The sequence below is a fragment of the Massilia aurea genome (assembly GCF_024753205.1).
Classification (GTDB): Bacteria; Pseudomonadota; Gammaproteobacteria; order Burkholderiales; family Burkholderiaceae_D; genus Telluria; species Telluria aurea.
The window spans coordinates 1053802-1074905 of record NZ_JANUGZ010000001.1 but is presented as its reverse complement, the minus strand read 5'-3'; the positions used below and the strand labels follow the sequence as shown (position 1 = coordinate 1074905).

21 protein-coding genes and 1 tRNA gene are annotated in these 21104 nt (G+C 62.4%); 20 read left to right on the top strand and 2 right to left on the bottom strand.

What is annotated here, in order from left to right:
* Nucleotides 1-114 precede the first annotated feature (114 nt).
* Both NX775_RS04540 and NX775_RS04535 read right to left on the bottom strand, forming a co-directional pair.
* Nucleotides 115-1521, bottom strand: coding sequence for a M16 family metallopeptidase (locus NX775_RS04540; RefSeq protein ID WP_258834900.1), 1407 nt, complete (start codon nt 1519-1521; stop codon nt 115-117).
* 10 nt (nt 1522-1531) lie between these two features.
* Nucleotides 1532-2947, bottom strand: coding sequence for a M16 family metallopeptidase (locus NX775_RS04535; RefSeq protein ID WP_258834899.1), 1416 nt, complete (start codon nt 2945-2947; stop codon nt 1532-1534).
* Nucleotides 2948-3252: 305 nt separating this feature from the next.
* Between NX775_RS04535 and NX775_RS04530 the strand changes: the two genes are divergently transcribed.
* The 20 genes from NX775_RS04530 (at nt 3253) to nuoL (ending at nt 21097) form a co-directional block, all read left to right on the top strand.
* The gene (locus tag NX775_RS04530; protein WP_258834898.1) at nt 3253-4029 is read left to right on the top strand and encodes a GIN domain-containing protein; all 777 of its coding nucleotides are present in this window, start codon (nt 3253-3255) and stop codon (nt 4027-4029) included.
* 74 nt (nt 4030-4103) lie between these two features.
* Nucleotides 4104-4727 carry a tetratricopeptide repeat protein gene (locus tag NX775_RS04525; RefSeq protein ID WP_258834897.1) on the top strand — a complete coding sequence of 208 codons (624 nt, stop codon included), beginning with the start codon at nt 4104-4106 and terminating at the stop codon, nt 4725-4727.
* A gap of 116 nt (nt 4728-4843) precedes the next feature.
* Nucleotides 4844-5347, top strand: coding sequence for an Rv1443c family protein (locus NX775_RS04520; protein WP_258834896.1), 504 nt, complete (start codon nt 4844-4846; stop codon nt 5345-5347).
* A gap of 94 nt (nt 5348-5441) precedes the next feature.
* Nucleotides 5442-6410, top strand: coding sequence for an MYG1 family protein (locus NX775_RS04515; protein ID WP_183557657.1), 969 nt, complete (start codon nt 5442-5444; stop codon nt 6408-6410).
* Nucleotides 6411-6524: 114 nt separating this feature from the next.
* Nucleotides 6525-7511, top strand: a complete 987-nt coding sequence (locus NX775_RS04510; protein ID WP_258834895.1) for an NAD(P)H-quinone oxidoreductase — start codon at nt 6525-6527, stop codon at nt 7509-7511.
* Between the two features lie 147 nt (nt 7512-7658).
* On the top strand, nt 7659-8408 hold the full coding sequence (tpiA, locus tag NX775_RS04505; RefSeq protein WP_258834894.1) for a triose-phosphate isomerase: 750 nt from the start codon (nt 7659-7661) through the stop codon (nt 8406-8408).
* Between the two features lie 86 nt (nt 8409-8494).
* Nucleotides 8495-8917 carry a preprotein translocase subunit SecG gene (gene secG, locus NX775_RS04500; RefSeq protein ID WP_258834893.1) on the top strand — a complete coding sequence of 141 codons (423 nt, stop codon included), beginning with the start codon at nt 8495-8497 and terminating at the stop codon, nt 8915-8917.
* Nucleotides 8918-9218: 301 nt separating this feature from the next.
* Nucleotides 9219-9303: transfer RNA gene (locus NX775_RS04495), tRNA-Leu, on the top strand.
* A gap of 172 nt (nt 9304-9475) precedes the next feature.
* Entirely contained in the window at nt 9476-9835 is a 360-nt protein-coding gene (locus NX775_RS04490; protein WP_183557670.1) for an NADH-quinone oxidoreductase subunit A, read from the top strand.
* 3 nt (nt 9836-9838) lie between these two features.
* Nucleotides 9839-10315 carry a NuoB/complex I 20 kDa subunit family protein gene (locus NX775_RS04485; RefSeq protein ID WP_147933132.1) on the top strand — a complete coding sequence of 159 codons (477 nt, stop codon included), beginning with the start codon at nt 9839-9841 and terminating at the stop codon, nt 10313-10315.
* Nucleotides 10316-10333: 18 nt separating this feature from the next.
* The gene (locus NX775_RS04480) at nt 10334-10927 is read left to right on the top strand and encodes an NADH-quinone oxidoreductase subunit C (RefSeq protein ID WP_258834892.1); all 594 of its coding nucleotides are present in this window, start codon (nt 10334-10336) and stop codon (nt 10925-10927) included.
* Nucleotides 10927-12180, top strand: a complete 1254-nt coding sequence (locus NX775_RS04475; protein WP_183557677.1) for an NADH-quinone oxidoreductase subunit D — start codon at nt 10927-10929, stop codon at nt 12178-12180. Before NX775_RS04480 ends, NX775_RS04475 begins: the two co-directional genes overlap by 1 nt.
* 20 nt (nt 12181-12200) lie before the next feature.
* Nucleotides 12201-12677 (top strand): NADH-quinone oxidoreductase subunit NuoE, encoded by a 477-nt coding sequence (gene nuoE, locus NX775_RS04470; RefSeq protein ID WP_258834891.1) that lies wholly within the window; start codon nt 12201-12203, stop codon nt 12675-12677.
* On the top strand, nt 12674-13969 hold the full coding sequence (gene nuoF, locus NX775_RS04465; RefSeq protein WP_258834890.1) for an NADH-quinone oxidoreductase subunit NuoF: 1296 nt from the start codon (nt 12674-12676) through the stop codon (nt 13967-13969). The genes nuoE and nuoF overlap by 4 nt, the downstream gene beginning before the upstream one ends.
* Nucleotides 13970-13990: 21 nt before the next feature.
* Nucleotides 13991-16333 (top strand): NADH-quinone oxidoreductase subunit NuoG, encoded by a 2343-nt coding sequence (gene nuoG, locus NX775_RS04460; RefSeq protein WP_258834889.1) that lies wholly within the window; start codon nt 13991-13993, stop codon nt 16331-16333.
* Nucleotides 16333-17424: an NADH-quinone oxidoreductase subunit NuoH gene (gene nuoH, locus NX775_RS04455; protein ID WP_183557689.1), complete on the top strand. Its 1092-nt coding sequence runs from the start codon at nt 16333-16335 to the stop codon at nt 17422-17424. The genes nuoG and nuoH overlap by 1 nt, the downstream gene beginning before the upstream one ends.
* Before the next feature lie 10 nt (nt 17425-17434).
* A complete protein-coding gene (nuoI, locus tag NX775_RS04450; protein WP_183557692.1) occupies nt 17435-17923 on the top strand; it encodes an NADH-quinone oxidoreductase subunit NuoI in 489 nt (162 codons plus the stop codon).
* 31 nt (nt 17924-17954) lie between these two features.
* Complete coding sequence (locus tag NX775_RS04445; RefSeq protein WP_258834888.1) at nt 17955-18638, top strand: NADH-quinone oxidoreductase subunit J; 684 nt, start codon at nt 17955-17957, stop codon at nt 18636-18638.
* A complete protein-coding gene (gene nuoK / locus NX775_RS04440; protein WP_183557698.1) occupies nt 18635-18943 on the top strand; it encodes an NADH-quinone oxidoreductase subunit NuoK in 309 nt (102 codons plus the stop codon). Before NX775_RS04445 ends, nuoK begins: the two co-directional genes overlap by 4 nt.
* Before the next feature lie 39 nt (nt 18944-18982).
* Nucleotides 18983-21097: an NADH-quinone oxidoreductase subunit L gene (nuoL, locus tag NX775_RS04435; RefSeq protein WP_258834887.1), complete on the top strand. Its 2115-nt coding sequence runs from the start codon at nt 18983-18985 to the stop codon at nt 21095-21097.
* The last annotated feature ends 7 nt before the right edge of the window (nt 21098-21104 follow it).

Sequence of the window (21104 nt, the reverse complement as noted above, 5' to 3'; positions counted from 1 at the left end):
CGTGCTAAATATGCACGCTCATGCAGCCGGAATATTTGTTAGCGAATAAAGATTGAGTCGAAAAAAATGCCCCGCAAACTACACGGGGCAAGCATCGGTATTGTGGTGAATGGATTACTTCTCGGTCACCGTAAATTCGCCATATGGCGCCAGCTGCGCATCGAGCTTGGACGGATCACCGACAATCACGATCGACTGGTTCTCGGGCGCAAAATATTTCTGCGCCACCGTGCGCACTTGCTGCGGTGTGACCTTGCGCATCAGCGGCACGTAGTCGCCCAGGAACTCGGGCGGCAAGCCGACCAGCCAGTTCGCGGCCAGCGTGTTGGCCACCGAACGCTGCAGCTGGTTATTCAGCAGGTAGCCGCCTGCAACATAGCGCTTGTTCATGTCCATCTCGGCCGTCGTGACCAGCTCGCTGCCCAGGCGCTTGTACTCCTTGAAGTATTCGGCCAGCGCCGCGCCCGTCACTTCATTGCGCACGTCGGCGCCGCCGACCATCATGCCGCCCGCGCGGCTCATGCGCGCGCCCGCTGAGGCGCCATAGGTATAGCCCTTTTCTTCGCGCAGATTGGTGTTGATCCGGCTCGAGAAGCCACCGCCGATGATGGTGCTGGTCAGGCGCAGCGGGATCTGGTCGGCGGCGCTGGCCGCGATGCCAGGGCTGCCCACGCGCAGCGTCGACTGCACGCTGCCGTCGCGCTTGAGCAGGATGCGGGCCGGCTTCACGTTCGTGGTGACGGCAGGCGTGTCCGGCAAGGCCGCGCCGCTGCCCTTCCAGTCGCCAAATGCGGCTTGCGCCAGCTTCAGCGCCTGTGCTTCGGTGATGCGGCCGGTGATGACCAGCAGCGCGCGCTCCGGACGGAAGCGTTTTGCGTGCTCGCTGCGCAGCAGCGCGGCGCTCACGGCATTGATCGACTCGGCCGTCGGATCGGTGCGGCTGTACGGATGGTCGAGGTAGACCGCTTTCTTGATCGCGCGCTCGGCGCGGAAACCCGGCTGGGTTTCGGCCACGCGCAGCGCCTGCAGCGCATTGGCTTTCGCCAGCGCCACTTCGTTCTCGGGGAATGACGGCTGGCGCGCGATTTCGGCCATCAGGTTCAGCATGCCGCCCGCCTGCGAGGCGACGGCGTTGGCCGACAGGATGATGCCGTCGGCGGCCGGGCTGGCGGCAACTTCGCCGCCCATGCCTTGCGCTGCTTCGGCGATGGCGCGCGAATCGCGTTTGGCCGTGCCTTCGTTGAGCATCCCGGCGAGCATCGCCGCAAAACCGCCCTGTGCCGGAGCATCGGCCGCAAAGCCGGCGCCGCGCAGCGCCAGCACGAAGTCCACGCGCGGCAAGCCCTGGCGCGGCACGACCCACACGGTCAGGCCGTTGGCCAGTGTCTGCTTGGCGATCTTCGGTGCGGGAATCGATTTTTCCTGGCCATACGCAGGCATGCCGTTCGGCGCCCTGGTTTGTGCATGCAGCGTCGGCGCGAACGCCAGCGAAACGGCAAGCGCGAGCATCAATTTGTTCATGATGCGCTCCTTATTTGTTCACGCCGGCAGGCGCAGTGGTGGTGGGGGCAGACGTCGCGGCGGTCTTGGCGGCCTCGATCATCGCGGCCGGTTTGCGGTCGATGACGGTGCGGTTGGTCGGGACGAGATAGGTCTTGACGACGCGCTGGATGTCGCTCGAGGTCACGCCATCGATCCAGCCCGGAATCTTGTTGACGACATTGGCGTCGCCCCACAGCACCTGCAGCTTGGCCATCGTGTCGGCGCGGTTGACGAAGCTTTCCAGCTTGTTGTTCCAGTCGGCCAGCATGCGCGTCTTGACGCGCTTGAGGGTGGCGTCGTCGACGCCGTCTTTGGCCACCTTGGCGATCTCTTCATCCATGGCCTTGAGGATCGCGTCCGCGCTGCTGTCGGGCTTGTACAGCGCATGCACGGTCATCAGGGTAGGGCCGTTGTATTCCCACGGGCTGGTCAGGCCAAACAGGATGTCGACGTTCAGCGCGATTTCGCGGCCCTTGACCAGGCCTTGGTAGAACAGCGATGCATCGCCGCCGCCCAGCAGTTCGGCCAGCACGGCGACCGGCGCCTGGTCGCGGCTGCCGCGCTCGGGCACCTTCCAGGCCGCCGCGATCGCCGGCACCTGTGCCAGTGCGTCGCTTTGCTGCAGGCGTTTTTCGGCCGTGTTCAGGGGCTCGCTGAAATCGGTTCCTTTCGGTACCGGCCGAGCAGGAATGGCGCCGAAGTATTTCTGGGCCAGCGCGAAGCCCTGCTGCGGCGTGATGTTGCCGGCGATGGCCAGCACTGCGTTGTTCGGGCCGTAGTAGTCGCGGTGGAACGCGCGCACGTCGTCCAGGCTGGCGTTTTCCAGGTCTTCGAAGCTGCCGTAGCCGTCGTGGTTGTTTTCCCATTTCTGGAACGCATGCTGGCTGATGTCGATCCACATGAAGCCGCCATACGGCTGGTTCTTCACGTTGACGCGGATTTCTTCCTTGACGACGTCCTGCTGGTTCTTCAGCGTGGTTGCGCTGAAGTCGAGCGTCTTCATGCGGTCCGCTTCCAGCCACAGGATCGGCTCCAGTGCCGAGCTTGGCACGGTCTCGATGTAGTTGGTGAAGTCAGGGCGGGTCGAGCCGTTGTTCCAGCCGCCGCCACCCGTGATCGTCGTATCGAAGATGCCTTTCGGCGCGTTCGGCGTGCCCTGGAACATCAGGTGTTCGAACAGGTGCGCAAAGCCCGTGCGGTTCTTCGGCTCGAGGCGCATGCCGACGTGGTAGACGACCGAGACGCCGACGGTGGGCGAGGTGCGGTCTTCCGACACGATCACGGTCAGGCCGTTGTCGAGTTTTTTCATGGTGACTGGCAAGGTCCACCCGTCAGCCGGTGCGGCAAATGCCGACATCGACAGGGTGAACCCGGCCAGCAGGGCGGGGTAGTGGCGCATGCGCATGGGGACCTCTAAATGGATCGCAATGAAATGGGTATGACCGGGACGCGGTGCGCCACCGGCGAAACATCTTAGCGCAATGGCATGCTTAAAAAGAATGTTTTTGTTACGCTGGCGCAGGACGACGTGGGGTCATGCTGGCTGCATCGGGCGCTCTCGCTCAGCTGCAATCTGCCACGGCTGCGCAGCTCGGGCGCCGTTTTTTGCAGTTCATCGCATGGGGTGCGGCGGCGCTTGACTTTCGGGCTATAGTTTCATCATGACAAGTCCCGGCATTGGCCCGGGCCGCAACATACTGGAGAACCTCGATGAATCACCTTTTCAAGCTGGGCGCCGTGGCCGCCTTGTTGGGCGCCACGGCGGGCATCGTGCGCGCCGCGCCGGACACGGCCAGTGAAACGCGGCCGGTCGATGCGCAAGTCGTGCGCGTGACGCTCGAAGGGGTCGGGGATCTGGTCATCCGCCAGGGCGCGACGGCCACGCTGGTGCTGACGGGCGACGCGCGCCTGCTGTCGCGCACCACGACCACGCAGCGCGGCGACACGCTCAATATCGAAACCGAAGGCCGCCGCGGGGGCTTCAACTTCGGCCGTTCGTCGGGCATCCAGGCCGAACTCGTGCTGCCGAACCTGCGCGCCGTATCGTCCGAAAGTATCGGCGCCACCACGGTCAGCGGCTTTGCCGGCCAGTCACTGGACATCAATCTCGATGGCGCCGGGTCAATGTCGGTATCATCATCGAATTATCGTTTCATTACCGCCAACCTGGGCGGCGTGGGCAACCTCAAGATCAACGGCATCGACAGCGAGGGCATCGACCTGAACCTGGGCGGCGCCGGCTTCGTGACCCTGACCGGACGCAGCAAGCGCCTGAAGGCCGAGCTGGGCGGCCTGGGCGGGCTCGATGCGCAGGGCTGCAGCGTCGACTCGGTGGCGCTCGATCTGTCGGGGCTGGGCAATGCCACCGTCAATGTGCGCCAGAGCATCAACGTGTCGCTGTCGGGCATGGGATCGGTGACGGTACTGGGCAAGCCAGTCAACCGCAAGGTGGCGCTCGACGGGCTGGGCAAGGTCAACTGGAAATGACGGACACGCGACAACCACGCTGGCCGGGGACACCCCGGCGGCACCGGCAACGACCTGGATTCTGTGTGCGAACCATGAAGACACCATTCTTTGCAGTTCTCCTGGCGCTGTGCCTGCAGTTCGGTCTGCAGGGCAGCGCCCAGGCCGGTTTCCCCGAAGGCGCCAGTGCCTACAATGCCCGCAACTATGCGCTCGCTTTGAAAGAAGTCACGCCGCTGGCCAAGGCCGGCCACGCCGAAGCGCAGCATCTGTTGGGACTCATGTACTACATGGGGCGGGGCGTGCCGCGCGACTACAAGCAGGCATTTGCCTGGCACCAGAAGGCGGCGCTGCAGGGCAAGGCCGACGCGCAGTACGTGGTCGGGGCCATGTATTACACGGGGAACTCGGTGCCGCAGGACCAGAAGCACGCCGTGACCTGGTTCCGGAAGGCCGCCGAGCAGGGCCATGCCGAGGCGCAGAATGCCCTCGGGCTGATGTACCGCTACCACGTGGCCGGGGTGCCGCAGGATGTCGTGCTGGCCTACATGCTGTATAACCTGGCCGCGGCCGGCGGCAACCGCAACGCCGTCGACCAGCGCGCTGCCATTGCCAAACGCATGACGCAGGAGCAGATCGAAGAAGCGCAGGCACTGTCGCGCACCTGGAAGCCGGGCACGCCGCTGCCGGTGACGTCGAGGACGGGCGGCGACACGTAACGCGCCAGTGTGGCCGGCGCAATCGCCTGGCAATCGTCCCGTTATGCGGGTTGGCGAACCGAGCCCGGGGGCAGGGCGGGCCATGATGGTGCGAACACACTGTCAAGGAGTCCCCGATGGCCAAGGTAACACTGACGATGACGACCGATGTGCCGGTCTCGACTGGCGAAGCCTGGGCCTGGTCGACGTCGCTCGAAGGCGTGCGCACCGAAATGCGCCCACTGCTCAAGGTCGTCTTTCCCAAGGCAATGACGCACATCGGTCCCGATACGGCGCTCAACACGGTCCTGGGCCGCTGCCAGTTCTTGCTGTTTGGTCTGTTTCCGATCGATATGTCCAAGCTGCGCTTTACCGAGATGGTGCCGGGCCACCGCTTTGTCGAGGAATCCGACCTGTTGTCGATGCGCTCGTGGCGCCATGAACGTGTGATCACGCCCTCAGCCGACGGTCGCGGCGCGCAGGTCACCGACCATCTGGCGTTCACGCCACGTCTGGCCACGCCCGTCGTGCGCTACCTCGTCAAGCTGTTCTTCGCGCACCGCCACAAGAAGCTGGCGCAGGCGCTGGGTGTTCGCGGGGCTACCGTTGCGGGCCGCGGCGCAGCCGGCAGAGCACGCTGAGACAGGCTGAGATGCGTCCCCGCATGGTAGGCTTCGGCTTTGACTCATTCGCGCGCCCGATGCATTCGCGGCGTTGCGGCAATTTGGAGCTTGTATGTTGATTGCCACTCACGGCGGCAAATTCCACGCAGACGATGCGTGGGCCGTCGCCGTCCTGAAGGTGTTGTTCCCCGATGCCGACGTGATTCGCACCCGCGAGCAGGCCCGGATCGATGCCGCCGACTTCGCGATCGACGTTGGCGGGGTCTGGGACCCGGCCACCGGCCGGTTCGACCACCACCAGAAGGAATTCAATGCCACCCGGCCGTCCGGCGTGCCGTATGCGAGTGCCGGCCTTGTCTGGCGCGACCACGGCGCGCGCTGCGTTGCTGCGCTGGCGCTGCGCCACACGGGCGAGACCTTGTCCGACGATACGGCCCAGCAGATCGCGTACGCCATCGACGTCGATATCGTGCAGTACCTCGATTTGTCGGATGTCGGCGTGGCCAAGAACGCGCCGGGCAGCTATGGCCTGTCGGCCGTGGTCTCGGGCTTTAATCCGGGCTGGCTCGACGAGCAGCGCCTGGGTTACGGCGAAGCAGTGGACGTGTATCGCATGGGCCAGTTCATGCGCGCCGTGGAGTTTCTCACCGACATCATGGGCAATGCCGTGCGCTACCGCGTGGGCGCCATGCTGGCCGTGACGCAAGTGCGCCAGGCCGAGGTGCTCGAGGGCGGCAAGCTACTGTTCCTCAAGAACGCCGCGCTGCCGTGGAGCAGCATCGTGCGCAAGGAAATGCCGAAGATCCTGTTCGTCATCAGCCACAGCCTGACCGAGAACCGCTACATCCTGCACACGGTGTCGGTCGACACGGAAAGCTTCGATGCGCGCGCCGACCTGCCCGAAACCTGGGCTGGCCTGCGCGAAGCGGATCTGGCGGCCGTGACGGGCGTGCCGGACGCCGTGTTCTGCCACACGGGCCGCTTCATCGCCGCTGCGCGCAGCTACGACGGCATCCGGACCATGGCACGCCAGGCACTCGATGCGGTCGAGCAGGGCGTGACGGTCACGACGTATTCGTAGCCTGCGGGCGCGTTCACTGGCACCGTCACGGGCGGCGCGCACGATCGCCGGGGGCGTCGGCAAGCCGCCGCCGACTCCCGTACAATTGCGGTTTTGCTAATGCGGGAGCTTTCCATGCGCGCCATCGAGATCACCAAGCCGGGGGAACCCGACGTCTTGCAACTGTGTGAACGGCCATTGCCGGTCCTGAAAACCGGCGAAGTCCTGATCAAGGTCCATGCTGCCGGGATCAACCGCCCCGACGTGTTCCAGCGTCTGGGCAAATACCCTGTGCCACCGGGTGCTTCCGATCTGCCAGGCCTCGAAGTGGCCGGCGAGATCGTCGATGGCGACCTTGGTGACAGTGGTTTTTCCAAAGGCGACCTCGTCTGCGCACTGGTGCAGGGCGGCGGTTACGCCGAATACTGCGCCGCGCCACTCGAGCAATGCCTGCCGGTACCAGAAGGGTTGACCCCGCTGGAAGCGGCCACCTTGCCGGAAACCTATTTCACGGTCTGGAGCAATGTCTTTGACCGTGCCCGCCTGAGCGAAGGCGAGAGCCTGCTGGTGCAGGGCGGCAGCTCGGGTATCGGCGTGACCGCCACCCAGGTCGCCAGCGCACTGGGTCACCGCGTGTTCATCACGGCCGGCAGCGACGACAAATGCCGCGCCGTCGAAGCGCTGGGCGCCGAGCGGGGCATCAACTACCGCGACGAAGATTTCGTCGCCGTGGTCAAGGAACTCACGGACGGCCGTGGTGTCGATGTGATTCTGGATATGGTCGCCGGCGACTACGTGGCACGCGAGATCGAGTGCCTGGCCGACGATGGCCGCCTGGTCGTCATCGCGCTGCTGGGCGGGCCGCAAGCCAACCTGGACATGAACCACGTGCTGCGCCGCCGCCTGACGATTACCGGTTCAACGCTGCGTCCACGTCCGGTCGCGTTCAAGGCGGCGATTGCGCGCCAGTTGCGCGAGCAGGTCTGGCCGCTGTTTGCGCAGAAAAAGATCAAGCCGGTGATCCACCACGTGTTCCCGCTCGAAGAAGCCGCGGCAGCGCACACGATGATGGAATCGAGCGCCCACGTGGGCAAGATCGTCCTGCAGGTACTGGCTGACTGACCATAAAAACAACAGGCGCGCCGGTGGGGCCCACAAGCCCTGCGCGGCGCATCCACGGGCGGTATCAGGCAGATTGGCACTCCCAGCCATCGTTTGACCGCCACAATATCGACCGCTAGAATAGCGGGTTATTTGACATGGGGTAGTATGCGTCCCACACTCGTAGTAGGTAACTGGAAGATGAACGGCAGCCGGGCAGTCAATGCCGAGCTGCTGCAAGGCATTCTCGCGGGTCTGAGCCCGGATATTCAGGCAACGTGCGCGGTGTGCGTCCCCGCGCCGTATCTGTTCCAGTGCGAGCAGTTGTTGGCCGGTAGCAGCGTGGCCTGGGGCGCGCAGGATGTCGCGACCGAGCCGTGCGGCGCCTTCACTGGCGAAGTATGTGTCTCGATGCTGCACGATTTTGGTTGCCGTTACGTCATCGTCGGCCACTCCGAGCGCCGCGGTTACCACGGTGAGTCGAACGAGCTGGTCGCGCGCAAGGCAAAAGCGGCGCTGGACGCCGGCCTGACCCCGATCGTGTGCATCGGCGAAACACTCGAGCAGCGCGAAGCGGGCGAGACCAACGACGTTGTCGGTGGCCAGCTGCACGCGGTGCTGGAACTGGTGGGCTTCGAAGATGTGTCGCGCCTGGTGCTGGCCTACGAGCCGGTGTGGGCAATCGGTACCGGCAAGACGGCCACGCCCGAGATGGCGCAGCAAGTGCACGCCGACATGCGCGCGTTAGTGCGCAAGTGCAACGTTGATGCCGCAGAAACCGTACAAATCCTTTACGGCGGCAGCATGAAGCCGGAGAATGCACGCGAGCTGCTGGCGCAACCGGATATCGATGGCGGCCTGATCGGCGGGGCGGCACTGAAAGCCGACGACTTCCTCGCCATTCTGCGTGCTGCTTAAAGACTTAATCTTGCGCATTTAGTTTTGCGAAGATTTTGGAATTACAAAAAATTTGAAACGCTGTTAAACCTTGGAATGGAATTGCAATGATCTGGTCTAATCTTATTATCGTCGTGCAGGTTATCTCGGCCCTGTCCATTATTGGCCTGGTCCTGATGCAGCACGGCAAGGGCGCTGATATGGGTGCGGCCTTCGGTTCCGGCGCGTCGGGCAGCCTGTTCGGTGCATCCGGTTCGTCGAACTTCCTGTCCAAGGCAACGGCAGTGGCTGCCGCCGTGTTCTTCGGCACCACGCTGACGCTGGCCTACATCGGCAACAACCGCACCGGCAGCGACAACGCCGGCGTGATGGGCCGTGCCCAGGCGCCAGCAGCCGGCATTCCGGTCACGGCGCCAGTGCAGACCGCGCCAGCCGATGTGCCGACGCTGCCAGCCGGCAGTGCCGTCCCTGCAGCCCCGGCAGCGGGTGTTCCGGCCGCTCCACCGACCCCGGCGCCAGCGACCAGGTAAGCCACGCAGTCCCGGCGCCACGTGCGCCAATGCTGTTCCAAAACAATGCGCCTTTTTATCGGGCGCATTGTCGTTTTTAGGCGTAGAATACTGCGGCGCGTGACAGGGTTGAACAACCGGTCTGTGCAGCCTTGAAATATTGACGCTGTTGTCGCAACGAACTTTGTCATGCTCATGTCAGTAAAAGAGCGTCCAATAGATTGTTCGGCGATATGATTCAATTAAATGGCAAATATCTTTGTGATTGCGCAATTTGAGCATTGAAAGATAGTGCTAAAGCAGGGTAAAATACTGTTCTCCAGCCGACGTGGTGAAATTGGTAGACACGCTATCTTGAGGGGGTAGTGGCGCAAGCTGTGCGAGTTCGAGTCTCGCCGTCGGCACCAAAATTTAGAAAGAAAGCCAGCAAGGGCGCACGAGTTTTTACCTCATGCCTGAGCTGGCTTTTTTACGAGGATCTGTCGTACGATCCTGGCGGCAGGCTCGAAGCCAGGTTCGCACGATTCGGTGCTGCATCTCTGCAGCGTTCCATTAACCGATCGTTCAGAAGGCTTCATCGTGAACCTCGAAAGTTATCTCCCCGTTCTTCTCTTTATCCTGGTTGGCATCGGTGTCGGTGTCGCCCCTCAGGTGCTTGGTCGCCTGCTCGGGCCGCACAAACCCGACGATGCCAAACTGTCCCCGTATGAATGCGGCTTCGAAGCCTTCGAAGACGCGCGCATGAAGTTCGACGTCCGGTACTACCTGGTCGCGATCCTGTTTATTTTGTTTGATCTTGAAACGGCATTCTTCTTCCCATGGGGCGTCTCGATGCGCGAACTGGGGTTCACCGGTTTCATCACGATGATGGTGTTCATCGCCGAATTCGTCGTGGGCTTCTGGTACATCTGGAAGAAAGGTGCCCTTGATTGGGAATAAGCCATGGCTATTGAAGGCGTACTAAACGAAGGTTTCATCACCACCACAGCCGACAAGCTGGTCAACTGGGCACGTACCGGGTCGATGTTCCCGATGACGTTCGGTCTGGCCTGCTGCGCGGTCGAGATGATGCACGTGGGCGCGGCCCGCTACGACATGGACCGCTTCGGTATCGTGTTCCGTCCGTCGCCACGCCAGTCCGACGTCATGATCGTTGCCGGCACGCTGTGCAACAAGATGGCGCCGGCGCTGCGCAAGGTCTACGACCAGATGGCCGAGCCGCGCTGGGTCATCTCGATGGGCTCCTGTGCCAACGGTGGCGGCTACTACCACTATTCGTATTCGGTCGTCCGTGGCTGCGATCGCATCGTCCCGGTCGATGTCTACGTGCCAGGCTGTCCACCGACCGCCGAAGCTCTGCTGTACGGCATCATGCAGCTCCAGAACAAGATCAAGCGCACCAATACCATCGCGCGCTAAAAACGGACGGCGTACTCCATGACGACAAAACTCGAAACCCTTCAACTCGCCCTGCAGACTGCATTGGGCGAGGGCGCCGCGATCTCGGCGGCGCTGGGTGAAGTCACGGTGGTGGTCAAGGCCGCCGACTACATCCGCTCGATGACGGCCCTTCGCGATACCCCTGCGCTGGCGTTCGAGCAGATGATCGACCTGTGCGGCGTCGACTATTCGGAATATGGCGAAGGCACCTACGAAGGACCGCGCTTTGCGGTCGTCGTGCACCTGCTGTCGCTGACCCACAACTGGCGCGTGCGCGTGCGGGTGTTCTGCCCGGACGACGACATGCCGCTGGTCGAATCGATCACGCCGATCTGGCGCGCCGCCAACTGGTTCGAGCGCGAAGCGTTCGACCTGTTCGGCATCCTGTTCGACGGCCACGGCGACCTGCGCCGCATCCTGACCGACTACGGTTTCATCGGCCACCCGTTCCGCAAGGACTTCCCGATCTCGGGCTATGTCGAGATGCGCTACGACCCCGAGCAGAAACGCGTGATCTATCAACCCGTCACGATCGAACCGCGCGAGAACATTCCCCGCGTGATTCGCGAAGAGACTTACGGGACGAAATAATGGCTGAGCTTAAGAACTACACCCTGAACTTTGGTCCGCAGCACCCGGCAGCGCACGGCGTGCTGCGCCTCGTGCTCGAGCTCGACGGCGAGGTGATCCAGCGCGCCGACCCGCACATCGGCCTGCTGCACCGCGGCACCGAGAAGCTGGCCGAAACCCGCACCTACCTGCAATCGGTGCCGTACATGGACCGTCTCGACTACGTGTCGATGATGTGCAACGAACACGGCTACGTGCTGGCCATCGAAAAGCTGCTCGGCATCCAGGCGCCGATCCGCGCCCAGTACATCCGCACGATGTTCGACGAAGTCACCCGCATCCTGAACCACCTGATGTGGCTCGGCGCACACGCGCTGGACATCGGCGCCATGGGCCCGTTCCTGTACTGCTTCCGCGACCGCGAAGACCTGTTCGACGTCTACGAAGCGGTATCCGGCGCGCGCATGCACGCGGCCTACTACCGCCCGGGCGGCGTGTACCGCGACCTGCCGGACACGATGCCACAGCACAAGGCTTCGCCCATCCGCAGCGCCAAGGCGATCGACGCACTGAACGAACACCGCCAGGGCTCCGTGCTCGACTTCCTCGACGCGTTCACGAAGCGCTTCGATGGCTATGTCGACGAATACGAAACCCTGCTGACCGATAACCGTATCTGGAAGCAGCGTACGGTCGGCATCGGTGTCGTGACGCCGGAAGACGCGAAAGCCATGGGCTTCACCGGCGCCATGCTGCGTGGTTCGGGCATCGCCTGGGACCTGCGCAAGACGCAGCCGTATGCAGCGTACGACAAGGTCGAATTCGACATCCCTGTGGGCACCAACGGCGACTCGTACGACCGCTACCTGGTGCGCGTGGAAGAGATGCGCCAGTCGAACCGCATCATCAAGCAATGCATCACCTGGCTGCGCGCGAATCCGGGCCCGGTCATGATTGACAATAACAAGATTGCGCCGCCGAACCGGATGGACATGAAGTCCAATATGGAATCGCTGATTCACCACTTCAAGCTGTTCACCGAAGGCTTCCACGTCCCAGAGGGCGAGGCGTACGCTGCGGTCGAGCATCCGAAGGGCGAATTCGGCATCTATATCGTCTCCGACGGCGCCAACAAGCCATACCGCCTGAAAATCCGCACGCCGGACTATGTCCACCTGCAGAGCCTCGACGAAATGGCACGCGGACACATGATCGCTGATGCCGTCGCCATCATCGGTACGCAAGACATCGTGTTCGGCAGTATTGATCGCTAGTCCGAAAGGCAGAGAAGAATATGTTATCCCCGCAGTGCTATCAAAAAATCGATCGGGAGCTGGCCAAGTACCCAGCCGATCAACGCCAGTCGGCCGTGATGGCCTCGCTCGCCCACGCCCAGGTCGAACTGGGCTGGCTGTCGCCAGAGACGATGCAGGAAATCGCCGACTACATCGAGATGCCGGCGATTGCCGTGCAAGAGGTGGCGACTTTCTACAATATGTTCAACGTCAAACCGGTTGGCCAGCACAAGATCACCGTGTGCACCAACCTGCCATGCGCATTGTCGGGCGGCGAACGCGCGGCCCAGCGCATCAAGGACGCCCTGAACATCGACTTCCGTGACACCACGGCGGACGGCAAGTTCACGCTGATGGAAGGCGAGTGCATGGGCGCCTGCGGCGACGCACCCGTCATGCTGGTGAACAATCACCGCATGTGTTCGTTCATGAGCGATGCCAAGATCGACGCCCTGCTTGAGGAACTGAACAAATGACCAGCCTGCACGATCGTCACATCAAGCCGCTGATCCTGAAGGATCTGAATGGCACCAACTGGCACCTGTCCGACTACGTCAACCGTGGCGGCTACTCGGCGCTGCGCCGCATCATCGAAGAAAAAATCACGCCCGAGCAGATCATCGCCGACATGAAGGCATCGGGCCTGCGCGGCCGTGGCGGCGCCGGTTTCCCGACCGGCCTGAAGTGGAGCTTCATGCCGCGCCAGTTCCCAGGCCAGAAATACCTCGTCTGCAATACTGACGAAGGCGAGCCGGGCACGTTCAAGGACCGCGATATCATTCGCTACAACCCGCATGCGCTGATCGAAGGCATGGCCATCGGCGCCTACGCGATGGGCATTACCGTGGGCTACAACTACATCCACGGCGAAATCTTCGAAGACTACCTGCGCTTTGAAGAAGCGCTGGAAGAAGCGCGCGCCGCCGGCTTTTTGGGTGACAACATCCTGGGCAGCACGTTCTCGTTCCAGTTGCACGCGCACCACGGTTACGGCGCCTACATCTGCGGCGAAGAAACCGCGCTGCTCGAGTCGCTCGAAGGCAAGAAGGGCCAGCCGCGCTTCAAGCCGCCGTTTCCGGCCTCGTTCGGCCTGTACGGCAAGCCGACGACGATCAACAACACCGAGACCTTCGCTGCGGTCCCGTTCATCCTGAACATCGGCGCCGAGAACTACATGGCGCTGGGCAAGCCGAACAACGGCGGCACCAAGATCTTCTCGATCTCGGGCGACGTCGAGCGGCCAGGCAACTACGAAGTTCCGCTGGGTACGCCATTTGCGACCCTGATGGAACTGGCCGGTGGCATGCGCGGTGGCAAGAAGATCAAGGCCGTGATTCCAGGCGGTTCGTCGGCGCCAGTGGTGCCGGGCGAGCAGATGATGCAAACCGATCTCGACTACGATTCGATCGCCAAGGCCGGCTCGATGCTGGGTTCGGGCGCCGTGATCGTCATGGACGAGACGCGCTGCATGGTCAAGTCGCTGCTGCGCCTGTCGTACTTCTATTACGAAGAATCGTGCGGCCAGTGCACGCCATGCCGTGAAGGCACGGGCTGGATGTACCGCATGGTTCACCGCATCGAGCATGGCCAGGGCCGACCGGACGACATGGATCTCCTGAACAACATCGCTGACAACATCAAGGGCCGCACGATTTGCGCGCTCGGCGATGCGGCCGCGATGCCAGTGCAGGCCATGATCAAGCACTTCCGCGAAGAATTTGAATATCACATTGAGCACAAGCACTGCCTCGTGCCCTCATACCTTTAAACCAGGTCAGGTAACGATCCCATGGTTGAAATTGAATTAGACGGCAAGAAAGTTGAAGTCCCACCGGGTTCGATGGTGATGGACGCCGCAAACAAGCTCGGAACGTACATTCCGCACTTCTGCTATCACAAGAAATTGTCGATCGCTGCGAACTGCCGCATGTGCCTCGTCGAAGTGGAAAAGGCGCCGAAGCCTTTGCCAGCGTGCGCGACTCCGGTTTCGCCGGGCATGATCGTGCGCAGCCACAGCGACAAGGCCGTGCAGGCCCAGAAGTCGGTGATGGAATTTTTGCTCATTAACCACCCGCTCGACTGCCCGATCTGCGATCAGGGCGGCGAATGCCAGTTGCAGGATCTGGCCGTGGGCTACGGCAAGAGCGGTTCGCGCTACGAAGAAGAAAAGCGCGTGGTGGCCCCGAAAGAAGCGGGCCCGCTGATCTCAATGGAAGAGATGGCGCGTTGCATCCAGTGCACCCGTTGCGTGCGTTTCGGCCAGGAAGTGGCCGGCGTCATGGAATTCGGCATGCTGGGCCGCGGCGAGCATTCCGAAATCACGACGTTCGTCGGCAAGACCGTCGACTCGGAAGTCTCGGGCAACATGATCGACCTGTGCCCGGTCGGCGCGCTCACCAGCAAGCCATTCCGTTATTCGGCACGTCCATGGGAACTGCAGCGCCGCAAGTCGGTCTCGCCGCACGATTCGCTGGGCGCGAACCTGATCGTCCAGGTCAAGGGTGGCCGTGTCATGCGCGTGCTGCCGCTCGAAAACGAAGCGGTCAACGAATGCTGGCTGTCGGACAAAGAGCGTTTCTCGTACGAAGCGCTGAACAACACCGACCGCCTGACGAAGCCAATGATCAAGCAGGGCGGCATGTGGCAGGAAGCCGAGTGGCAGACTGCCCTCGAGTACGTCGCCCACGGCCTGCGCAATATCCGTCACGAACACGGCGCCGATGCGATCGCCGCCGTCGCCACTGCGCACTCGACCGTCGAAGAACTGCACCTGCTGAACAAGGCCATGCGTGGCATGGGCTCCGACAACGTCGAGTTCCGCCTGCGCCAGAGCGACTTCTCGCTCGACGGCCAGGTCACGCCATGGCTCGGCATGCCGATCGCCCAGCTGAGCACGCTCAAGCGCGCACTGGTCATCGGCTCGTTCCTGCGCAAGGATCATCCGCTGGCCGCGACCCGCCTGCGCGCCGCCACCAAGTCGGGCCTGCGCCTGTCGCTGGTTGCCGGCGCAGATGACGAGCTCTTGATGAAAGTCGCGCACAAGCTGATCGCCGCACCGAGCGACTGGCTCGTCGCGCTGTCGGAAATCGTCGTCGCCATCGCTGCCGACAAGGGCATCGCGGCGCCGGCCGGTTTCGAGCAGATCGAAGCATCGGACATCGCCAAAGCGATTGCCGCCTCGCTGGTCGTCGTCGGCGACGTTGAACTGCCAGGCGCGATCCTGCTGGGTAACGCTGCTGCGCAACATCCGCAAGCGTCGAAAATCCACGCTGCTGCGCAGTGGATCGCCGAGCAGACCGGTTGCTCGTTCGGTTATCTGGTCGAGTCGGCCAACACGGTCGGCGGCCACCTGGTGGGCGCCACGTCGGGCAAGAACGAAGCACCGTTCGCGACGCCGAAAAAAGCCTACGTGCTGCTGAACGCCGAACCGCAACTGGATGCCGCCAACCCGCAGCAAGCCACGGCTGCGCTGGCTGCTGCCGAGATGGTCGTCGTCATGTCGGCCTTCAAGCATGGCCTGGACTACGCCGACGTGCTGCTGCCAATCGCGCCGTTCTCGGAAACCTCGGGCACGTTCGTCAATTGCGAAGGCCGCGCACAAAGCTTCAACGGCACCGTGCGTCCGCTGGGCGACACCCGTCCAGCCTGGAAAGTGCTGCGCGTGCTGGGCAACCTCTTGGGCCTGCAAGGCTTCGACTACGACACGTCCGAATCGATCCGCGATGAGCTGTTCGGCAAGGGCGTCACCGATCTGTCGGGCAAGCTGAACAACAAAGCCACGCTGGCACCGACCGTTGGCGCCTATGCGCCGGCGGGCCAGCTCGAGCGCGTGACCGACGTGCCGGTGTACTTCACCGATGCGCTGGCACGCCGCGCCGAACCGCTGCAGCGCACCGCCGACGCGAATGCGCCGCTGGTGACGCTGTCGAAAGCGGTGGCTGAATCGATCGGCGTCAAGGCCGGCGACAGCGTCACCGTCACGCAAGGCGCCGGTTCGGCCGTGCTGGTGGCCGATGTCGACGCCACGCTGCCATCGAACGCAGTGCGTGTCGCCGCCGGCCATCCGGCCGTGGCAGGCCTGGGCGCCATGTTCGGTTCCATCCAAGTTGCAAAAGCAGGGGAGAGCAAGTAATGGCCGCGCCCGGTTACATTGATTCATTCAACGCCGGCGGTGCAGACCTGCTCGGCCCGGTCTGGCCGATCGCCTGGACCCTGATCAAGATCATCGCGGTGCTGGCACCGTTGATGATCGCGATCGCCTACGCCACGCTGTGGGAACGCAAGTTCATCGGCTGGATCCAGATCCGCGTCGGCCCGAACCGCGTCGGTCCTGGCGGCCTGCTGCAGCCAATGGCCGACGGCTTAAAGCTCCTGATCAAAGAGATCGTGATCCCGGCCAAGGCCAGCAAGAGCCTGTTCGTGATCGGTCCGGTCATGACGATCATGCCGGCGCTGGCTGCCTGGTCGGTCATTCCGTTCGGCCCGCAGTTTGCGCTGGCCAACGTGAACGCCGGCGTGCTGCTCTTGATGGCCATCACCTCGGTCGAGGTCTACGGCATCATCATCGCCGGCTGGGCGTCGAATTCGAAGTACTCGTTCATGGGCGCCATGCGCGCATCGGCCCAGATGATCTCGTACGAAATCCCGATGGGCTTCGTGCTGGTGGTCGTGCTGATGGTGACGGGCAGCCTGAACCTGTCGGACATCGTCGCCGGTCAGCAGATGGGCACCTTCGCCGGCTGGGGTGTCAACTTCCTGTCGTGGAACTGGCTGCCGCTGTTCCCGCTGTTCATCATCTACCTGATTTCGGGCCTGGCCGAGTGCGGTCGTCACCCGTTTGACGTGATCGAAGGTGAATCCGAGATCGTTGCCGGTCACATGGTCGAGTACTCGGGCATGTCGTACGCGATGTTCATGCTGGCCGAGTACGGCAACATGATCCTGATCGCCTGCCTGGCTTCGCTGTTCTTCCTCGGCGGCTGGTCGGCACCATTCAGCTTCCTCGAAGTGGGCGGCACCCTGGGCGGCTTCATCGGCTTCTTCTGGCTGTTCCTGAAAACGTTCTGCCTGGTCACGTTCTTCATCTGGGTGCGCGGTACGTTCCCACGTTACCGTTACGACCAGATCATGCGTCTGGGCTGGAAAGTGTTCATTCCGATCACGCTGGTCTGGCTGGTGTTCATCGCCGCCTGGATGCAGACGTCGTGGAATATTTGGAAGTAAGGGGACGCACATGTCACGTATGAAAGAAATCCTCGGCAGCCTGATGCTGACCGAGTTGATCAAGGGCCTGGCCCTGACCGGCCGCTACGCTCTGTCGCGCTCGATCACGGTCCAGTACCCGGAAGAAAAGACCCCGATGTCGAACCGCTTCCGCGGTCTGCATGCGCTGCGTCGCTACCCCAACGGGGAAGAGCGCTGCATCGCCTGCAAACTGTGCGAAGCAGTCTGCCCGGCCATGGCGATCACGATCGAGTCGACCCAGCGCGAAGACGGCACCCGCCGCACCTCGCGCTACGACATCGACCTGACCAAGTGCATCTTCTGCGGCTTCTGCGAAGAATCGTGCCCGGTGGATTCGATCGTCGAAACGCACGTGCTCGAATACCACGGTGAAAAACGCGGCGACCTCTATTACACCAAAGAGATGCTGCTGGCCGTGGGTGACCGCTACGAAACCGAGATTGCCGCTGCCCGCGAGGCGGACGCCAAGTTCCGCTAAGTGTTAATTACAAGAGGCTCCTGGGTTAGTCATGACATTTACTGATATTTTGTTCTACGTGTTTGCGGCCGTGATGGTGCTGGCAGGCCTGCGCGTCATCACCGCCAAGAACCCGGTTCACGCCGCGCTGTTCCTGGTGCTGGCCTTCTTCAACGCCGCCGGTATCTGGCTGCTGCTGAAGGCCGAATTCCTCGCCATCGTGCTGGTGCTGGTCTATGTCGGCGCCGTCATGGTGCTGTTCCTGTTCGTCGTCATGATGCTCGATATTAATATCGACCGCATGCGCGAAGGTTTCTGGGGCTTCCTGCCGCTGGCAGCCGGCGTCGGCGCCCTGATCGTGCTCGAGATGGGCGCGGTGCTGTGGCACGGCTACAGCAACTTCCAGCAAACGCCGGAAGCAGCTGCCCTGAACATCGGCGGCACCAAGGAACTGGGCCTGCAGATCTACACCCGCTACATCTACGGCTTTGAAATTGCTGCCGTGGTGCTGCTGGTGGCGATCATCGCCGCCGTGGCCCTGACGCTGCGCCGCCGCAAGGACAGCAAGGCCATCGATCCGGCCGACGCCGTGCGTGTGAAACGCAACGACCGCCTGAAGATCATCAAGGTCGCGACCGTGAACCAGCCGGCCATCGATGCCGCGAACGTGGCCAAGGCCGCTGCAGCCGCTGCTGCTGCAGCGCCAGCTGCCGCCGAACCGAAGGAAAGCAAATGACCGTCTCCCTTGCACACTATCTGATCCTGGGCGCGATCCTGTTCGCGATCTCGGTGGTCGGTATCTTCCTGAACCGGAAGAACATCATCATCTTGCTGATGGCCATCGAATTGATGCTGCTGGCGGTGAACCTGAACTTCATCGCGTTTTCCCACTACCTGGGCGACGCGGCGGGGCAGATCTTCGTGTTCTTCATTTTGACCGTCGCGGCCGCCGAAAGTGCAATTGGCCTGGCGATCCTGGTGGTCCTGTTCCGCAATCTGGACACGATCAACGTGGAAGACCTCGACAGCCTCAAGGGCTGATCGGTCTCGCTCGATAACTTATAACGAATAAGGTTCAACATGGCGGGGCAAATTTCAACCTCACTCTTACTGGCAGTGCCACTGGCACCGCTCGCAGGCTCGGCAATTGCCGGTCTGCTGGGTACCAAGTTCCTGGGCAATGTCGTCGGCCGCAAGGTGTCGCATACCGCGACCATCCTCGGCGTGGCGATCGCGCTGGTCATTTCGGTCATGACCCTGATGGCCGCGCTCGACGGCTTCACGCTCAACCAGGATCTGTACACCTGGATGACTGTCGGCACGCTCAAGCTGGCCGTCGGCTTCCAGATCGACACCCTGACCGCGATGATGATGTGCGTCGTCACGTCGGTGTCGTTGATGGTGCACATCTACACGATCGGCTACATGGCCGAGGATGACGGCTACAACCGCTTCTTCTCGTACATCTCGCTGTTCACGTTCGCCATGCTGATGCTGGTCATGTCCAACAACTTCCTGCAGCTGTTCTTCGGCTGGGAAGCAGTGGGCCTGGTTTCGTACCTGCTGATCGGCTTCTGGTACACGCGGCCAACGGCGATCTTCGCCAACATGAAAGCGTTCCTGGTCAACCGCGTCGGCGACTTCGGCTTCATCCTCGGTATCGGCCTGATCCTGGCCGCTGCCGGCACGATGAACTATGCCGAAGTGTTCGCGCAGGCCGACCAGCTGGCCCTGATGACCGTGCCGGGCACCGACTGGCCGCTCTTGACCGCCGCCTGTATCTGCCTGTTCATCGGCGCGATGGGCAAGTCGGCGCAGTTCCCGCTGCACGTTTGGCTGCCTGACTCGATGGAAGGCCCGACCCCGATCTCGGCACTGATCCACGCCGCGACGATGGTTACCGCCGGTATCTTCATGGTGTCACGCATGTCGCCGCTGTTCGAGCTGTCCGACGGCGCGTTGTCGTTCATCATCGTCATCGGTTCGATCACCGCGCTGTTCATGGGTTTCCTGGGCATCATCCAGAACGATATCAAGCGCGTGGTCGCTTACTCGACGCTGTCGCAGCTGGGCTACATGACCGTTGCACTGGGCGTGTCGGCCTACTCGGTCGCCGCATTCCACCTGATGACGCACGCGTTCTTCAAGGCGCTGCTGTTCCTTGGCGCCGGCTCGGTCATCATGGGCATGCACCACGACCAGGACATGCGCAACATGGGCGGCCTGCGCAAGTACATGCCGATCACCTGGATCACTTCGCTGATCGGTTCGCTGGCCCTGATCGGTACCCCGTTCTTCTCGGGCTTCTACTCGAAGGATTCGATCATCGAGGCAGTGCACGCAAGTAACCTGCCAGGTACCGGCTTTGCCAACTTCGCGGTGCTGGCCGGCGTGTTCGTCACGGCGTTCTACTCGTTCCGCATGTACTTCCTCGTGTTCCACGGCGAAGAGCGTTTCGGCAAAGCGCACGCACATGATCATCATGACGATCACGCGCATCACAAGGCAGCTGCCAACGATCATTCGGATCCGCATGCACTGCACGATTCCGGTTCGCACCATGAGGAAGACGCTCACGACGACCATGGCCACCACGGCCTGGCCCCGGGCCAGAAGCCGCACGAGTCCCCTTGGGTCGTGACGGTGCCGCTGGTCCTGCTGGCCATCCCGTCGATGCTGATCGGTTTCTTCACGATCCAGCCGATGCTGCATGGCACGTTCTTCGATGGCGTCATCACCGTGAACCCGAACCACCCGGCCATGGCCGAACTGGGCGAGATGTTCCACGGCGCTGCCGCGATGGCCCTGCACGGTCTGCAGACCGCACCGTTCTGGCTGGCACTGGCTGGCGTCGTTGCTGCCTACTACTGCTACATGATCAACCCACGCGTGCCGGCCTGGTTCTATGCCAAGTTCAAGCCGCTGCACACCCTGCTGGACAACAAGTACTACATGGATGCGTTCAACCAGAAAGTCTTCGCCGGCGGTTCGCTGCTGCTGGGCGGCGGCCTGTGGAAAGTGGGCGACCGCGGCCTGATCGACGGCCTGGTCGTCAACGGCAGCGCCAAGGCAGTCGGCTGGTTCTCGACCATCACCCGTAAAGCACAGACCGGTTACATCTACCACTATGCGTTCGTGATGATCGTTGGCGTGCTGGCGGCCATGCTGTACTTCTTCCCGTTCTGGCGCGGTTAATCACAGG

What these genes read in the sequence shown, in the direction of transcription:
- NX775_RS04540 (WP_258834900.1), bottom strand. Translation starts at nt 1,521, where the DNA reads ATGAACAAATTGATGCTCGCGCTTGCCGTTTCGCTGGCGTTCGCGCCG.
- NX775_RS04535 (WP_258834899.1), bottom strand. Translation starts at nt 2,947, where the DNA reads ATGCGCATGCGCCACTACCCCGCCCTGCTGGCCGGGTTCACCCTGTCG.
- NX775_RS04530 (WP_258834898.1), top strand. Translation starts at nt 3,253, where the DNA reads ATGAATCACCTTTTCAAGCTGGGCGCCGTGGCCGCCTTGTTGGGCGCC.
- NX775_RS04525 (WP_258834897.1), top strand. Translation starts at nt 4,104, where the DNA reads ATGAAGACACCATTCTTTGCAGTTCTCCTGGCGCTGTGCCTGCAGTTC.
- NX775_RS04520 (WP_258834896.1), top strand. Translation starts at nt 4,844, where the DNA reads ATGGCCAAGGTAACACTGACGATGACGACCGATGTGCCGGTCTCGACT.
- NX775_RS04515 (WP_183557657.1), top strand. Translation starts at nt 5,442, where the DNA reads ATGTTGATTGCCACTCACGGCGGCAAATTCCACGCAGACGATGCGTGG.
- NX775_RS04510 (WP_258834895.1), top strand. Translation starts at nt 6,525, where the DNA reads ATGCGCGCCATCGAGATCACCAAGCCGGGGGAACCCGACGTCTTGCAA.
- tpiA (WP_258834894.1), top strand. Translation starts at nt 7,659, where the DNA reads ATGCGTCCCACACTCGTAGTAGGTAACTGGAAGATGAACGGCAGCCGG.
- secG (WP_258834893.1), top strand. Translation starts at nt 8,495, where the DNA reads ATGATCTGGTCTAATCTTATTATCGTCGTGCAGGTTATCTCGGCCCTG.
- NX775_RS04485 (WP_147933132.1), top strand. Translation starts at nt 9,839, where the DNA reads ATGGCTATTGAAGGCGTACTAAACGAAGGTTTCATCACCACCACAGCC.
- NX775_RS04480 (WP_258834892.1), top strand. Translation starts at nt 10,334, where the DNA reads ATGACGACAAAACTCGAAACCCTTCAACTCGCCCTGCAGACTGCATTG.
- NX775_RS04475 (WP_183557677.1), top strand. Translation starts at nt 10,927, where the DNA reads ATGGCTGAGCTTAAGAACTACACCCTGAACTTTGGTCCGCAGCACCCG.
- nuoE (WP_258834891.1), top strand. Translation starts at nt 12,201, where the DNA reads ATGTTATCCCCGCAGTGCTATCAAAAAATCGATCGGGAGCTGGCCAAG.
- nuoF (WP_258834890.1), top strand. Translation starts at nt 12,674, where the DNA reads ATGACCAGCCTGCACGATCGTCACATCAAGCCGCTGATCCTGAAGGAT.
- nuoG (WP_258834889.1), top strand. Translation starts at nt 13,991, where the DNA reads ATGGTTGAAATTGAATTAGACGGCAAGAAAGTTGAAGTCCCACCGGGT.
- nuoH (WP_183557689.1), top strand. Translation starts at nt 16,333, where the DNA reads ATGGCCGCGCCCGGTTACATTGATTCATTCAACGCCGGCGGTGCAGAC.
- nuoI (WP_183557692.1), top strand. Translation starts at nt 17,435, where the DNA reads ATGTCACGTATGAAAGAAATCCTCGGCAGCCTGATGCTGACCGAGTTG.
- NX775_RS04445 (WP_258834888.1), top strand. Translation starts at nt 17,955, where the DNA reads ATGACATTTACTGATATTTTGTTCTACGTGTTTGCGGCCGTGATGGTG.
- nuoK (WP_183557698.1), top strand. Translation starts at nt 18,635, where the DNA reads ATGACCGTCTCCCTTGCACACTATCTGATCCTGGGCGCGATCCTGTTC.
- nuoL (WP_258834887.1), top strand. Translation starts at nt 18,983, where the DNA reads ATGGCGGGGCAAATTTCAACCTCACTCTTACTGGCAGTGCCACTGGCA.